Annotated in this window: 18 protein-coding genes; 7 read left to right on the top strand and 11 right to left on the bottom strand. The window is 41.3% G+C overall.

Annotated elements, in window-relative coordinates:
- Positions 1-139 precede the first annotated feature (139 nt).
- From SYN7509_RS27655 to SYN7509_RS0212895, 4 genes are all read left to right on the top strand, one after another.
- On the top strand, positions 140-802 hold the full coding sequence (locus SYN7509_RS27655) for a hypothetical protein (protein ID WP_009632643.1): 663 nt from the start codon (positions 140-142) through the stop codon (positions 800-802).
- 103 nt (positions 803-905) lie between these two features.
- On the top strand, positions 906-2,804 hold the full coding sequence (locus SYN7509_RS0212905) for a cation:proton antiporter (protein ID WP_009632644.1): 1,899 nt from the start codon (positions 906-908) through the stop codon (positions 2,802-2,804).
- Positions 2,805-2,979: 175 nt separating this feature from the next.
- Positions 2,980-3,630, top strand: a complete 651-nt coding sequence (gene msrA, locus SYN7509_RS0212900; RefSeq protein WP_009632645.1) for a peptide-methionine (S)-S-oxide reductase MsrA — start codon at positions 2,980-2,982, stop codon at positions 3,628-3,630.
- Between the two features lie 106 nt (positions 3,631-3,736).
- Complete coding sequence (locus SYN7509_RS0212895; RefSeq protein WP_227501558.1) at positions 3,737-4,459, top strand: glutathione peroxidase; 723 nt, start codon at positions 3,737-3,739, stop codon at positions 4,457-4,459.
- A 42-nt stretch (positions 4,460-4,501) separates the two neighbouring features.
- On the opposite strand, the gene SYN7509_RS0212890 is transcribed toward SYN7509_RS0212895, so the two are convergent.
- Positions 4,502-5,506, bottom strand: a complete 1,005-nt coding sequence (locus SYN7509_RS0212890) for an aldo/keto reductase (protein ID WP_009632647.1) — start codon at positions 5,504-5,506, stop codon at positions 4,502-4,504.
- Between the two features lie 336 nt (positions 5,507-5,842).
- Between SYN7509_RS0212890 and SYN7509_RS30480 the strand changes: the two genes are divergently transcribed.
- Positions 5,843-6,007: a hypothetical protein gene (locus SYN7509_RS30480; protein ID WP_009632648.1), complete on the top strand. Its 165-nt coding sequence runs from the start codon at positions 5,843-5,845 to the stop codon at positions 6,005-6,007.
- A 63-nt stretch (positions 6,008-6,070) separates the two neighbouring features.
- Here the strand turns inward: SYN7509_RS30480 and SYN7509_RS0212880 are convergent, their stop codons facing one another.
- The 6 genes from SYN7509_RS0212880 to SYN7509_RS0212855 form a co-directional block, all read right to left on the bottom strand.
- Positions 6,071-6,451 (bottom strand): lysozyme inhibitor LprI family protein, encoded by a 381-nt coding sequence (locus tag SYN7509_RS0212880; RefSeq protein ID WP_009632649.1) that lies wholly within the window; start codon positions 6,449-6,451, stop codon positions 6,071-6,073.
- Positions 6,448-7,839, bottom strand: a complete 1,392-nt coding sequence (gene argH / locus SYN7509_RS0212875) for an argininosuccinate lyase (protein WP_009632650.1) — start codon at positions 7,837-7,839, stop codon at positions 6,448-6,450. The genes SYN7509_RS0212880 and argH overlap by 4 nt, the downstream gene beginning before the upstream one ends.
- 171 nt (positions 7,840-8,010) lie before the next feature.
- Complete coding sequence (locus SYN7509_RS0212870; RefSeq protein ID WP_009632651.1) at positions 8,011-8,235, bottom strand: hypothetical protein; 225 nt, start codon at positions 8,233-8,235, stop codon at positions 8,011-8,013.
- A gap of 165 nt (positions 8,236-8,400) precedes the next feature.
- Positions 8,401-9,597: a 4-hydroxy-3-methylbut-2-enyl diphosphate reductase gene (locus SYN7509_RS0212865; RefSeq protein ID WP_009632652.1), complete on the bottom strand. Its 1,197-nt coding sequence runs from the start codon at positions 9,595-9,597 to the stop codon at positions 8,401-8,403.
- 54 nt (positions 9,598-9,651) lie between these two features.
- The gene (locus tag SYN7509_RS0212860) at positions 9,652-10,692 is read right to left on the bottom strand and encodes a DUF1611 domain-containing protein (protein ID WP_009632653.1); all 1,041 of its coding nucleotides are present in this window, start codon (positions 10,690-10,692) and stop codon (positions 9,652-9,654) included.
- Positions 10,676-11,728 carry a dipeptide epimerase gene (locus SYN7509_RS0212855; RefSeq protein WP_009632655.1) on the bottom strand — a complete coding sequence of 351 codons (1,053 nt, stop codon included), beginning with the start codon at positions 11,726-11,728 and terminating at the stop codon, positions 10,676-10,678. The genes SYN7509_RS0212860 and SYN7509_RS0212855 overlap by 17 nt, the downstream gene beginning before the upstream one ends.
- Before the next feature lie 38 nt (positions 11,729-11,766).
- Between SYN7509_RS0212855 and SYN7509_RS30475 the strand changes: the two genes are divergently transcribed.
- A complete protein-coding gene (locus SYN7509_RS30475; RefSeq protein ID WP_009632656.1) occupies positions 11,767-11,928 on the top strand; it encodes a hypothetical protein in 162 nt (53 codons plus the stop codon).
- Positions 11,929-11,973: 45 nt separating this feature from the next.
- Here SYN7509_RS30475 and SYN7509_RS0212845 read toward each other — a convergent pair whose 3' ends face one another.
- From SYN7509_RS0212845 to SYN7509_RS0212835, 3 genes are all read right to left on the bottom strand, one after another.
- Positions 11,974-12,369, bottom strand: coding sequence for an ACT domain-containing protein (locus SYN7509_RS0212845; RefSeq protein ID WP_009632657.1), 396 nt, complete (start codon positions 12,367-12,369; stop codon positions 11,974-11,976).
- Between the two features lie 33 nt (positions 12,370-12,402).
- The gene (locus SYN7509_RS0212840) at positions 12,403-12,696 is read right to left on the bottom strand and encodes an aspartyl protease (protein WP_202807231.1); all 294 of its coding nucleotides are present in this window, start codon (positions 12,694-12,696) and stop codon (positions 12,403-12,405) included.
- A gap of 65 nt (positions 12,697-12,761) precedes the next feature.
- Positions 12,762-13,079, bottom strand: coding sequence for a hypothetical protein (locus tag SYN7509_RS0212835; protein ID WP_009632659.1), 318 nt, complete (start codon positions 13,077-13,079; stop codon positions 12,762-12,764).
- Between the two features lie 384 nt (positions 13,080-13,463).
- Between SYN7509_RS0212835 and SYN7509_RS0212830 the strand changes: the two genes are divergently transcribed.
- Positions 13,464-13,955 carry a GIY-YIG nuclease family protein gene (locus tag SYN7509_RS0212830; RefSeq protein WP_009632660.1) on the top strand — a complete coding sequence of 164 codons (492 nt, stop codon included), beginning with the start codon at positions 13,464-13,466 and terminating at the stop codon, positions 13,953-13,955.
- Here the strand turns inward: SYN7509_RS0212830 and SYN7509_RS0212825 are convergent.
- Positions 13,945-15,129 (bottom strand): RNA-guided endonuclease InsQ/TnpB family protein, encoded by a 1,185-nt coding sequence (locus SYN7509_RS0212825; RefSeq protein ID WP_028954175.1) that lies wholly within the window; start codon positions 15,127-15,129, stop codon positions 13,945-13,947. The two genes, SYN7509_RS0212830 and SYN7509_RS0212825, sit on opposite strands and share 11 nt — an antisense overlap.
- Between the last annotated feature and the right edge of the window lie 13 nt (positions 15,130-15,142).

The following is a 15,142-nucleotide window of genomic DNA, read 5'->3' as shown; positions in this document are numbered from 1 at the left end:
ACTTAGGAGGTATTGTTTATGGGTAACTTTTTTGAGATTTTTGCCGCAATTGTTGAGAGAAAGTTAAGCTTTTTTACGGAAAGCAAAGTATCCCTTTTGAAGTATCAATAAAGCATAACTAATTGGGTATGCTGTAATCATGGCTGAACCATTACCCCCCAGCCTAGCGCTAGATAATAAAAAGGAATCGATGATGCTTAACTATATTGATAATTTGTTTTTGGCGCGGCATCACAGCAAAGCTCCTCTAGCCAGCTTACTAATAATTTTAAGTATTTTTACTGTCGTAGCGCCACCAGCGTTGACTAATGAGTTACTTAGTACAAGTCCGTATAAAATTTCTGTGCTTGGAGACGAATTAAGTAAAAACACGTATGAAACCAAAGGTAAATTACCCCAAAAGGACGGTATTTACTTGTACGGTCAATCAGCCGAACCTCAACAAATAGGACACGAGTACATAGTTATTGAGGTAAACAAGGGTAGAGCAGTGGGGGCATTTTATTTACCTAACTCAGAATTTAATTGTTTTAACGGTACGATTGAGGCAGGGAAATTGGCGTTATTACTAGCAAATGGGCCGGAAACAGAAGCCTATCCAGCAGAACTAACCAATAACACGGATGGTCGACAAGTTGCAGCAATCGGCGATCGCTCAATGGGCGAAAATGGCAGCAATGAAATTACTACTCCTTATTCTGTAGCGCTGCAAAACTATCATCAGCTATCGGCGGTTGGTTCTAGCGATCAGCAGATTTTGGCAGCTTGCAAAAGTAACTATCAAGGTGGTAGTGGCGAGTAAAGAGCTAACAGCACTTAGCAGGTAATAAAACAAAGAGCAAATTTTAAAGTTAAGATTGACTATCTTGATATGAAAGGTTTTGCTAAATGCCAAAATCTAGCCTATGGAAGCATCTTTTCAAATAACTTTAGCGATCGCAATCGCTGTAATTGCAGGTATTGGCGCTCAAGTAATCGCCGAATATCTTAAAGTACCCAGCATTGTATTTTTGCTGTTATTTGGGATTTTGCTAGGTTCTGACGGTACGGGTTTGCTACATCCCCAGTTACTAGGCGCAGGCTTAGAGGTAATTGTCGCCCTAGCAACGGCGGTAATTTTATTTGAAGGCGGGCTAAATCTGGAAATGCGAGACTTGGGGAAAGTCTCTGGAAGTCTGCGTAACCTGGTGACAATAGGGCCGTTAATTACTCTAATTGGTGGTGGAATGGCGGCGCACTGGTTGGGGGAATTTCCCTGGGCGATCGCTTTTTTGTATGCGGCTTTAGTTGTAGTTACAGGGCCTACGGTAGTTAGTCCGCTATTGCGCCATGTAAAAGTAGATCGTCAAGTGGCTACTCTTTTAGAGGGGGAAGGAGTTTTAATCGATCCAGTAGGAGCAATTCTAGCGGTTGTTGTCCTAGACACAATTTTAAACGGGGAAGCCGATCCCGTCTTAGCATTGAGCGGGTTAGTTTTGCGTTTGGGTATTGGTGGTGGGATTGGTGCAGCAGGTGGTTGGTTATTAAGTTTGATATTTAAACACGCTCATTTTATCTCAGATGAGCTAAAGAACTTAGTAGTATTAGCTGGGTTATGGGGTTTATTTGCCTTGGCGCAATTAATTCGCAGCGAGTCGGGGTTAATGGCGACAGTGGTAGCAGGTGTGGTACTCGGTTCGTCCTCCATCCCGGAAGAAAGGTTATTGCGACGCTTCAAAGGGCAATTAACTATTCTTGGCGTTTCGGTACTGTTTATTTTGCTGGCGGCGGATTTATCTATTGCTAGCATATTTGCTTTGGGCTGGGGTAGCTTGTTTACAGTATTGGTACTAATGTTTGTTGTGCGGCCAATTAATATTGCGGCGTGTACATGGAATAGCGGCTTGAACTTGCAGCAAAAGCTATTTTTATGTTGGGTTGCACCCAGAGGTATTGTCTCAGCATCGGTAGCTTCTTTATTTTCAATTTTATTAACCGAGCGAGGAATCAATGGCGGCGACTCCATCAAAGCTTTAGTATTTCTAACAATTATCATCACAGTTTTTTGTCAAGGGTTAAGCGCTGGATTGGTAGCTAAGTGGCTAAAAATTGCCTCTACTGAAGCAACAGGAGCGATAATTGTAGGTTGCAATCCTTTGAGCCTTTTAATTGCGCGGTTATTTAAAGAGCGAGGAGAATCTGTAGCGATCATTGATACCGATCCCTTAACTCGCCAACAAGCAGAAGCGGAAAATATATCTTTTTTCTTGAGTAGTGCTTTAGATCCAGAAGTATTAGAGGAAGCAGGACTTAGTTCCATAGGTACTTTTATCGCTATGACGGGTAATGGAGAGGTGAATTTTGTGTTGGCGCAAAGAGCGGCGGAAGAATTTAACCCACCTAGAGTTTTAGCAGTATTTCCCCGCACTCCCCTAGCCAATAACGGGAATAATACGACAAAAATTAGTCAAGCATTTTTACCAGAATTGGCAATCAAAACTTGGAATGATTATCTCACCAATGGCAGAGTTAAGTTAGGGACAACAACGCTGAATGAGCCAGGTTTGGAGTTTCAACAGGCGCATTTGCAAGCATTGATTAGAGCAGGGGAATTAATGCCTTTATTTGTCGAAAGAGAAGGACGAAGTCAAATAGCGGTTTCTAGTGACCAATGGCTAGAAGGCGATCGCATTATTTATCTATTGCACGATCCTAGACCAATATTATTAAAACGTTTATCGGGCGAACGGCAATCAAGTCGTTTGACGCTGGAGAAGTTGGCAGAAGTTGAGGAAGTTCCAATTACGCTTTTAACTCCTCCTTAATCCTTTACAAAATATCATTTCGTGAAGCAAGTTCAAGGCGATTTTGGCTCAACAATTTCTGGACGATCTCAGTGCAATTACGACTCTATAGATCGCTTTACCGCCCCTAAGTAAGACTCTAGGCAACAAATCAGTAAGTTATATTCGTATAGTAGAGCGCTATTGAGAAATCTTTATGATATTTGGACTTGGCAAAAAAACAACCATCCCTACCGCCGAAAAAGCATTGCCGGGGCGATCGCAATCCATGCAAGTACCCAATAGCCATTTTGTCAACGGTAATCCTCTTAAAGCCCCTTATCCCGATGGTATGGAAACGGCAGTATTTGGATTCGGCTGTTTTTGGGGAGCGGAGCGCAAATTTTGGACGGTAGAAGGGGTTTATACCACGGCGGTGGGCTACGCTGGCGGAATTACCCCCAATCCTACCTATGAGGAAGTTTGTTCGGGAATGACTGGACACAATGAAGTAGTTTTAGTTGTCTTCGATCCCAAGGTTGTCAGCTACGAAACTTTGCTTAAAGTTTTTTGGGAAAGCCACAACCCAACTCAAGGAATGCGTCAAGGTAATGATGTCGGTACTCAATACCGTTCGGGAATTTATACTTATTCCGATAATCAAAAGCTTGCTGCCGAAGCATCCATTGCAGCTTATCAGGAAGCCTTAACTAAAGCAGGCTACAAAGAAATCACTACCGAAATTGTTGATGCTCCTGAATTTTACTTCGCTGAAAGCTACCATCAGCAGTACCTCGCCAAAAACCCCGGTGGCTACTGCGGTTTAGGTGGCACAAATGTTTCTTGTCCGATTGGCGTTCAAGTCTAAATCTATCTTTGGCTAAAACTATTGACAAGCGTATTCATAATGAGTACGCTTTATATAAGTTTACAAAATAGCCTAAGAACAAGGAGACAAATTGATGTTGACTAATATTGAAGGGCAAAGAGTCCCTGCTATTACTTTCCGTACTCGTAAAGACAATCAATGGATGGATGTAACTACCAATGATTTATTTGGCGGTAAGACGGTAGTTGTATTTTCTTTACCCGGTGCTTTTACTCCTACTTGTTCGTCAACTCACCTCCCCGGTTATAACGAGTTAGCGCCAGTTTTTAAGGAAAATGGCGTAGATGATATTGTTTGTATGTCTGTTAACGATACTTTCGTAATGAACGAATGGATGAAAGATCAGCAGGCAAACAATCTTACAGTGATTCCTGATGGTAATGGCGAATTTACCGAAGGGATGGGAATGCTGGTAGATAAAACAGATTTGGGCTTTGGCAAGCGATCATGGCGTTATTCGATGCTAGTAAAAGATGGCTTGATTGAAAAGATGTTTATTGAGCCAAATGTACCGGGCGATCCTTTTGAGGTATCGGACGCGGATACAATGCTCAGTTATATCAATGCCGAAGCTGTAAAGCCCAAAGTCGTGTCTTTGTTTACAAAAGTAGGTTGTCCTTTCTGCGCTCGTGCGAAAGAAATGCTCAGTGAGCATGGCATGGATTACGAAGAAATTGTATTAGGCAAAGACATTACCAACCGCTCTTTACGGGCTGTTACCGGAGCAATGACTGTTCCTCAAGTGTTTATCAATAGCAAGCTGATCGGCGATTCTGAAGCCCTAGCGGCTTATCTTCACGCTTCCTAGGTAGGGTAGAAAGACGTTGCACTGCAACGTCTCTACATCACATTAACTACTAGCGCGATCGCCTATTAAATTAAACATCCCTCCAAAAGTTGATTCTTTTGTTATGGCTAAAAAATCGTGAGGGAAGCCAAGCTCAATTGTGCTGGCATCATCAAGAGCTTTTAAGTGTTCGGTAGATAGCTGAAAATCAAGACAAGCTAAATCCGTTTGCAACTGTGACAGCTTATTTGCACCCAAAATGGGGATAATTCCTTTGCTGCGTACCCAATTGATTGCCACTTGGGCTGGAGAACGATTAGTTTCTTGGGCTATTTTTTGCACAAGACTTGCGATCGCAAATTCGCTATTAGTTAGTTCGTCTAGAGGTAATTGCCCATTGAGAGTGTTTTCTTTTAAAAGAATACCGCTTGCCAAAACAGACCAAGCAATTATGCCAATATTAAGCTCCTGTGCCATTGGTAAAAGTTCGCGCTCCGCAGTTCGCTCTACTAAGCTGTACTCAATTTGAGTGGCAATAAAGGGAGTCCAGCCCCGCAACTCGGCTATAGTATTAGCACGAGATATCACCCAAGCGGGGGCATCAGCAATACCAATATAAAGCACCTTTCCCGATCGCACCAAATCATCAAAAGCCCGCATAATTTCTTCTATGGGAGTCACAAAGTCCCAAGAATGCAGCCAAAATAAATCGATATAATCGGTTTTGAGCCGCTTGAGGCTGCGCTCTAAAGACTGCACCATATTTTTGCGCTGATTGCCTGCAAGATTGGGATCGGTTGTTGGCAAGCTATCAGTATATTTTGTAGATAGAACAATGCGATCTCTGTTGGTAGCAATAAATTCTCCTAAAAACTTCTCGCTGCTACCGCCGTTGTAAATTTCATTAGCAGTATCAATAAAATTTCCCCCCGCTTCCACAAACGCATCAAAAATTTGGCGGCTTTCAATCTCAGAAATCCCCCAGCCAAAATCTTCCCCAAAACTCATCGTTCCTAAACATATTTCTGAAACCCTCAGCCCACTATTTCCGAGTAATTTGTATCTCATAACTTTTTATATATTTATTACTGTTTTAAAGCTAAAAAGTTTGCTTTGGGAAACTTGGACTAAAATTTTACTGAATAGACCTATGCGCAATAATCCCGGATAGCCCCCTAAATCCCCAAAATCTGGGGGACTTCAGATCCAGTTTCCCCCAAAATTGGGGGCTAGGGGCAAAAAATTATTTGTGCAGGAAGTCTAAAATTTAATCAAATTTTGATTAAATTGCGAATTTTTGCCCCCGGTATTTGACTTGCACACGCTAATCCCGCTAGAATGAATGATTTGCACTGCTCCTAAAATTAGAGAAGCAGTTGTTGGTTGTTTATTAACGAGGTGAACATGGCAAAGCGCCGTAACCCCAAGAAAGAAAAGGCGCTACGGAACCAGGCATATGCCCGGAAGTTTCGTAAACGGACTACTACAGGGCGGTTCCAAAGAAGGTTTAATCAAAGATCGCCTAAGAGTGAAGAAGACGAAGGAGCAGCTACAACGGCTGCGGACTAAGTAGCACTAAAAGCGCGATTAATTTAAAAAAAAAGTGGCAGCGAACTAATCGCTGCCACTTTTTTATCTATCCAAGTAACGTTGCAAGTCTGCGGTGCGTTGCGTCGTCACTCTTGCTAAACAAGAGAGGTAAGCGGCGCTTGCGCCAGTACCTCCTTCCCATTCTCCAGCTTCGTACTCACAAGTGCGATCGCGAAACTTAATCCAATCTAACTGAGCTTGAGTCAATCTTTGCCTTTGTTTAGTAGATATTTTTGGTCTTAGTTGTTGATAAACTTGGTTAAGCTTGCGATCGGCGGCTTTTGCTTCTCGCCCTGTACATTCATTAAGTTCTACGGTATTTGTAGCTTTACCACAATTAATTGTTTGAGCTAATTGGGGCGTAGCAATAGTTTGTTCGCTAAATAAAGAGGCAAAAATTACCGCTAGTAAGTACCACTTCATGATTGAACCTCAATTTGAACGCGAGCATTAGCGATCGCACTTTTTACCTGCTCAAAGCCTGTACCACCGTAGCTATTACGCGCTGCTACTACTTGACGAGGGGCGATCGCATCATAGATATCTTCGCTAAAAGCTGGGTGCAATTGTTGCCATTCCAGCAGACTTAAATCTTTAAGCAATTTCCCCTCTGCAAGGCAAGTTTTAACGACTTTTCCCACCAAATTGTAAGCCTCACGAAAGGGAATACCCCGCGCTGCTAAATAATCGGCGACATCGGTGGCATTAGAAAAATCTTCTGCTACAGCTTCTGCTAGGCGTTTAGTCTGAAATTCTATTCCTTCTTCAAACAAAATTGTCATTGCTTCCAAGCAAGCCGTAACAGTTTTTACAGTGTCAAACAATGCTTCTTTGTCTTCTTGTAAGTCTTTGTTGTAAGCCAGAGGTAGCCCTTTCATCAACATTAATAACCCTTGCAGATGTCCGCAGACTCTCCCCGTTTTACCCCTAACTAATTCCGGTACATCGGGGTTTTTCTTTTGGGGCATAATGCTAGAACCTGTGGCGCAGCTATCTGTCAGCTTGACAAACCTAAATTCTTCCGATGACCATAGTATGACTTCTTCCGACAAGCGGCTGAGGTGAACCATGATAATACTAGCTGCACCCAGGAATTCAATGGCAAAATCGCGATCGCTCACTCCGTCTAAACTATTTGCGTAAACTCCATCAAAATGTAATAGTTCCGCCGTGTAATGTCTGTCAATCGGGAAAGTAGTTCCCGCCAAAGCCCCACTACCGAGGGGAGAGATATTGACTCGCTTATATACATCTTGCAGGCGTTCAAAGTCGCGCTGAAGCATTTGAAAGTAAGCAAGGAGGTGGTGAGCCAAACTTATCGGTTGAGCGCGTTGGAGGTGCGTGTAGCCGGGGATAAGAATTTCAACATTTTGCTCGGCAATTTGCAGTAAAGTCTGTTGAAACTTGCGGATATCTGTGCAAATTGCTTTAATTTTGTCACGCAGATATAAGCGAATATCTGTACCAACTTGATCGTTACGGGATCTAGCGGTGTGTAGTTTTTTGCCTACATCACCAGTAATTTCCGTTAACCGTTTTTCGACAGCAAAATGTACGTCTTCCGCTTCAATTCCTGGGGTAAATTGTCCGTTCTTGTACTCTTGGCGGATTTGTTCCAATCCTTGAACTAATTGCTCGGCTTCCTCTGGGGGAATAATCCGACTATGAGCCAGCATTTTAGCGTGAGCAATAGAACCCGTAAGATCGTACTCAATTAATTCAATATCAAAACCGATACTAGCGTTAAAAATTGCGATCGCCGGATGCAAAGCTGATTCAAATCGCTGACTCCAAGTTTGTTGTTGACTCACAGCACCTTATAAGAACGTTTTTCGTCCCTGACTAATAGAATAAATAAGCAGTAAATTGTAAAGGTTTTATCTATTTAAGTTTGTCAAAATAGATGCAACGTTGCGCCAGCAAATGAAAAATTGTCTTTATCTACTGCTACGCCCAACAATAAATGAATAATGAATAAATAATTAGTAGGTAGTTAGGCTCCGAAATAAATAGCCAATAATTAATCCTGTAATCATTGCCCAAATTTGTCCAGTTTGGACAAAATGATCGAAAGCTTTTTGCACATCCCCTACTAAGTCTGTTTGTTTGAAAGTCTGAGCAACAATAGTCCAATTAATAGGTAGCTTCAATAGTATTTGAGACACCCCCTCGTAACCGTGACTAAAACTATTTACAAATGCAATCATGACTCTAAACTCCTAATGTAAAATTTTAGTCCAAAGTAAATAAGTCTCCAATTGGTGAACATAGAGACTTATTTGCAACTCTGTCTCTGAGCAATATACAGGAAACTAGCAGTTTTTAACTAAGCGCAATTACTTCTTCAGCTTTTTATAAGGTGATATCCAAACTTAATTGTTTGCTTTTAAGGCAAAAATCTTTTCTACTGTATCTGCTACAACTATATCCGGTGTAGAAGCTCCTGATGTAACTCCGATGGTAATTGCACCTTTTGGCAGCCAATGCGGAGTTAGTTGTAAATTACCATCAAGTAAGCGATGCTCGATACCATTAGTATCAATGCGTTCGGCGCAGTCGATATGATAGGAAGCAATACCCCGCTCTATAGCGATTTCTTGCAAATGGGTGGTGTTAGAAGAATTGAAACCGCCAATTACTACCATTAAATCTAGCTTTTCCTCGACAAGTTGAAACATCGCGTCTTGACGTTCTTGGGTAGCATCGCAGATAGTATTAAAGGTTTGGAAATGCTCGGTTAGTTGACTAGGACTATATTTTCGCATCATTGTCCGTTCAAATAACTTACCAATAAGCTCGGTTTCACTTTTGAGCATGGTAGTTTGATTAGCAATACCAATTTGTTTTAAGTCTTCATCGGGGTTAAACCCTTCGGAATGAGCGCGGCTAAACTTAGTCATAAATTCGCCAGCGTCGCCACCATTAAGAATGTAATTGGCTACATACTCTGCTTGTTCGAGATTGAGAACAATTAAATACTTTCCAGCAAAAGAACTTGTAGCAATCGTTTCTTCGTGGTTATACTTGCCGTGAATAATTGATGTATAATCGCCTTTTTTGTGCTTTTCAACGGTATTCCAGACTTTAGAAACCCAAGGACAAGTAGTATCGACGATTTTACAGCCTAAATCGTTGAGTAGCTGCATTTCTTGAACGCTTGCGCCAAAAGCGGGAAGAATAACTACATCGCCAGAATTGACAACGGAAAAATCTTTATTACCGTTAGTTACTTCAATAAATTGCACCTGCATTTCGCGCAAACGTTGATTTACTGAAGGGTTGTGAATAATCTCGTTAGTAATCCAAATTCGTTCGGTGGGGAAATGCTGACGAGTTTCGTAAGCCATCGCTACAGCGCGTTCTACTCCCCAACAAAAACCAAAAGACTCTGCTAAACGAATAGTGACATCCCCGCGCGTAAGAGTGTAGTTGTTATCGCGGATAAGCTGAACTAAATTGCTTTGATACTCGGTTTTCAACAATGTAGCAACTTCGGCAGCTTTACCGAATCCTTTACGGTGGTAGTTTTCCGAGTGTTGGAGCGACTTTTTAAAAGCTTTTGTATCCATTATTTATACGCCTAGAGGCAATTTGAATTATGTAGAATCTATGCAAATTGTAGACTAATTCGTTTTCCCAGCATCTAATAAAATTTCTGCACCAAATCGCACGGGATCGGTACATGGTAAATTAGTGTCTTCTTGAACTTGGTTTATAGCTTGTTTGGCGGCGTTTTCATCCAAATGCGCCGTATTAAGAGCGATCGCACTTACCTTAACTTTTTTGAACGCTCCCCCAGCCGTCGCCACCATTTCATAGAGCTTTACGACCTCTGTAAGCGGTGGAATCAATACATTTGGATGGTTGCGAACATGAGTTTGTCCCGCACGGTGAACTAAAATTAATGCCGTTGGTTGCGTACCTCGAATCAAAGGTAAAGTTGCTGTAGAACCGGGATGTAATAACGATCCTTGTCCTTCTACGTGCAAAATGTCACAATCGCCATAACGCATAACTAATTGTTCTACAGCGCCAGCAGCGTAGTCTACGCGCACCGCATCTAAAGCGACACCATCGCCGCAAATCATGATTCCTGTTTGTCCAGTAGCGATAAAATGCGATCGCATTCCCTGTTTTTGAGAGACTTTATGTAATTCTAAGCTAGTGGACATCTTACCAATTCCCATATCCGTACCAACGGTAAGAAAGCGCTGACAAGAAAGAGTTTGCGCTTTAGCACTAGCAACTTCTATATTTTTCGGTTCTTGTCTAACATCCCAAATCCATTGTCCAGCTTTCAATGCTTGAAACTCTGGCATAGTTGCCATTGGTGTATGCAAACCATTAACAATTGACAAACCTGCTTCTATAGCTTGCTTTATTTCTGGCAACCATTCAACGGGTAATTTTCCCCCAGAAGGTGCAATCCCAATTACTAAAACTTCTGGCGCATAACTTAAAGCTTCTTCTACACTCGCCACAATTGGTACATGGCGATTAATTCCCGTCAATTGCGATAAAGATTCTCCCGCACACTGGCGATCGATTACAGCAACAATAGAAGCATCGCTAAACCGCAGTAATGCTAATCCTGTTTTGCCATAAATACCTTTAACGCCATCATGAAGCAAAATAGCAACTTTTTGGTTAATTCCCAACCGCACGATATTCTACTCCCAAACCAGGTTTATCATTAGGCAGCAATCTTCCTTGTTGCATTGTTGCACCGCTAAAAGGATCGTCTGTTAAGTTTAAGTGACTGTCTAAGTCAAGATAATCTGCTAAAGGCGATAAATGTGCGGCGGCGGTATTAGCCAATGTACTATCAGAATAGCAACCAAACATTATTTGCAACCCATAAGCTTTAGCAGTATGCACCATTCGCAACGCTTCGCTTAAACCACCAGCTTTCATTAACTTAATATTGATTCCCGCTACAGAGTTTGCAAGTATAGGGATGTCTTGGCTAATCATGCAGCTTTCATCAACAAATATTGGTAAAGGCGATCGCATTTTTAATTCTAATAGTTTACTTTCCTCTCCTCTTGCTAATGGTTGTTCTATATACTTAATTCCCAATTCTCCCAGCCAATCGCTCATTATTACCGCATCTTCTAAACTCCAACCACCATTAGCATCTACAAAAATTTCTTGATTTGGTGCTACTTCTTTGACGGCTAACAGCATCGCTTTATCGGCTGCAATTCCTAACGTGCTTCCTAGCTTGACTTTTAGCACCTTTACATCTACGAAGTTTAACCAATCAATGGTTCTTTCTTGGGCTTTTTCGGGGGAATTAATACCAATTGTTACCGAAGTTGGGACAATGCGATCGCAATCTACTCCCCACAATTGCCATAAAGGTAACTGTACCTGTTTCCCCAACCAATCATGCAAAGCCATATCTATACCCGCTTGCGCTGAAGATGGAATCGAGTAAGATTGCAATAATTGAGAAATTTGTTGCCTTTGTAAGGGATGATAATTACTTAGGATTGGTGCGATTTTTTGTAATGCTTCAATGAGCATTTCCGTAGATTGGCTATGGTTTCCTAAACAAAAAGGCGAAGCTTCTCCCCAGCCTTCAATGCCATCATCAGCTATTTTTACCCAAATATTTGTTGTTTGCGCCGTTGTACCGCGACTGATAGTTAAAGGAAAACGCTTATTTACAGTAAATACTTCAATTTTTATTTGCATAAGTTAGGGGGAGGTGCGATCACAATGGAGAATTTATTATGAAAGAATTACCAGATGAAAAGAAACTGCTAGAACTTCTTGAACTTGCCAAAGATTTTGAACGTAAAGCAAGAGAAATGAGTGAAATAGCAACAAAAATAGCATACAAGTGGCAAAAAAAGGCAGAAGCTAAACGCAAAGCAGCAAAACTACAATCTTAAATAATGAGATAATAGGCGATCGCGCTTTTTACAAATGCCTTTCAACTACTTGCTCATATCCGTAAGTATTTGCATAACTTTTTCTGCTTTGTTTGCAGGTACAAATAAATGGTCGTGATAATAGGCAGAAACTGCATTTACACTAATTTCGTTTTCAGCTAGTTTGTTAGTTATAGCCGCTAAAAAACCCACTGCTTCTAAACTAGAATGAACTGATAAAGTAATCATTTGGCAAACAAATTCATAATCTAAATTGACTTCCTCTGCTTGCTGTTTAGTTATTATTAAAGTCATTCCCTCTGATTCTCTAAACTGACAAACAGGAATTAGATTAAGTGTTGCAACTCGCTCTGTAGGAACAGAGCAAAATACATAATCTTCTTCAAAAAGCTTAGGTTTCATTGACCGCAAAAGAGTGGTTAAATTTAGTTCTCCAATCATTTTTTATTAATTAAATAAGCTACTATGGCAAACCTACTCTAAAGTTACGCTGTTTTCTGAATAATCTGCTGTTAATTTAAAGACTTTGAGCCATTGAGAACCTAGTAAAATCTCTCTAATTTCATCTCCAGCAAAAACAGTAACCTCAAATTCATGCTCATCTATAACTACCCTACCTAAATAAACATCAAAAAATGATTCCCCTTGGGCTGTCTTTAATTTATTTTGACGTAAAAACCCCCAATCAAGGCTCTGTACATCTTGTTTATTTATTGCTACAAGTTCTGTAAAACCAGTATCTAGCATAGCTTCTACAGAAAGACTCAATCCATCTGCATCTATTAAATTGATATCGAAGTATATTTGTCCTTTGTCTCCAAATCGCCCTCGGATCATATACTGCCACTGACACCAGTTTCATTAATGCCGAAAATATGGTGAATGACATTAGGGTGTTTTTCCCGTGCTTTTCGACTTGCTAGTTCATGATCTTTGTCGATAAAATAATCGCCGCTATCTGGTTCAATAGCAATATACCAACCGTAGTATTTATCTAATATTTCTGGCTTCAACTGCTCAAAAATCGGCCAGCAGCGTTGATAGAAAGCTTCCCTTCTTGCTCGATTCTCTGCCTTTTTTTCTTCCGACCATTGAATCTCTGGGAAAATTCTACCGCGTCGTACATTGGGGTTAGGTGTAGATTGCGTCATAGGTAATATTTTTTGATTATTCTACTATTTTAAAAGAATGGAGTTGGAATGCGATCGCAATCTAACCCCTACAAAGGTAAGTTTAGCTGTTTCTTTAGTTAGTAATGCGATCGCCATATTCACCACCACTTGTAGGCTTAGTTTAAAAGTATAATTATGCCCATAACGCAGCAACTAAAAACTAACTATATAGTTAACTGACTTCGTTTCTGGAGAACAAGCAGTATATCGAGTTAGGTGAGCAATTTAGAATGCAGTCTTTACTAATCCATTGTCAAAAAAACAGAATTAATTTAGGGTTGTAGTCAGAAAGACTGATGAATTGGTTATAATAAGCAAGCTAAACAGCTTGTCTATACTGAGACGAGTAAGATTTTAAGGTTTATGGAAATACAGACGGTTCTTTACATCTACTCATTCCCTTCGTATCTAAGGGGAGAGCCAAGAGTTAAAATTGGAAGAACTTCTGGGAGTATTGATGCCGATCCTAGAGAATTGGCATTTCAGCGTATAAAAGCACAAATTAAAAAAACTTCGCATCCAGAAAAGCCACAGTTACTGGGTGCAGTTACAGTACCAGGCGATTGGGTAGAAATAACCATTCATTCCCAATTGAAGGAGCAGGGTTATCATATTTCAGAAGCACCGGGAATTGAATGGTTTAAATTTCCTAGTCACAAAGAACTACAGGATTTCCTAGATAGACTCTATAGAGCAGTTATTATTGATGACTTCTCAGAGTTGGGTGGAGGACGAAAGGATATTCAAGGCAATTCCTTTGAATCGATAATTTCTGCCTTTGGAGTAAAGAAGCTTAACGGAATTGACCTCCTCCCCGACCTTAAGGTACGGGGATTCCTAAGACTCACGACTTAGGTTTCTGTTTCTTTCCCTTTCGGGTTTTTTGCAACTGCCTTTTAGACTCTTGCCTATCGGGTCTTATGTTCGCTCCACAGACTGACACCGCAAGCCCTGCGGCAAGTATATTCCTACTCGCGTTGATATCACGGTCATGGTTAGTTTGACACTTAGGACAATCCCACTCACGTACATTCAACGGCATTTTGTCTACTATATGCCCACAGTTTCCGCACCTTTTGGAGGAAGGAAACCATCGGTCAATTTTAATCAGTTCTCGCCCGTGCCACTCGCACTTGTAAGCAAGCTGGCGGACAAATTCACCCCAACTAGCATCGCTAATCGAGAGCGCCAATTTATGGTTTTTGACCATGTTTTTGATTGCCAAATCCTCAACCACGATGGTTTGGTTTTCGTTCACCAGTTGAGTAGTTAGCTTATGCAAAAAGTCTTTGCGACTATCAGTTATTTGTCCATGTACTTTGGCTACTTTGAGCCTTTGCTTATGTCGATTGTTCGACCCCTTCTGCTTACGAGACAAAGATTTCTGGACTCGTCTAAGCTTTGCGATTCTGCGTTTAAAGTGCTTGGGATTAGCGATTTTGTCCCCATTACTGGTAGCAATCAAGCTAGTTATCCCCATATCCAAACCAATAGATTTATTGGATTTTGGCAATGGTTCAATCACTGTGTCTACGAGCAAAGAAACGTGGAATCGCCCACTCGCATCCAACTTGACCGTGATGGTAGACGGTTCGCATCCCTTGGGCAGTTGCCTACTCCAACGAATCGGCAGCGCTTCAGTACACTTGGCAAGCCATACTTGCCCATCCTTCCACTTAAAAGCGGACTTAGTGAACTCAGCAGAGCCACCATTATGCTTCTTTTTAAAGTTGGGATACTTAGCGTGTCCCGCCCAAAAGTTTGCAAAGGCTTTTTGCAAGTGTCTAAGTCCTTGCTGCAAAGGTACGCAGCTAACCTCGTTCAGAAATTGCAAGTCTTCTTGCTTTTTCCATTGGGTAAGCATGGCAGAAGTTTTGATGTAGTCAACCTTTTCTTGCCTTTCGTACCAACCTTCCGTCCGGGAAGCCAACGCTCGGTTGTAAACCAAACGCGCACAACCCATAGTTCTCCGCAACAAGGTTTCTTGTTCGGAAGTTGGGTAAACGCGGTAACGGTAAGCTTTTTGCATACCTCACATTATA

It is taken from the genome of Synechocystis sp. PCC 7509 (genome assembly GCF_000332075.2).
GTDB lineage: Bacteria > Cyanobacteriota > Cyanobacteriia > Cyanobacteriales > Chroococcidiopsidaceae > Aliterella.
The sequence above is the reverse complement of the archived record's forward strand: the minus strand, read 5'-3'. Positions and strand labels throughout refer to the sequence as shown.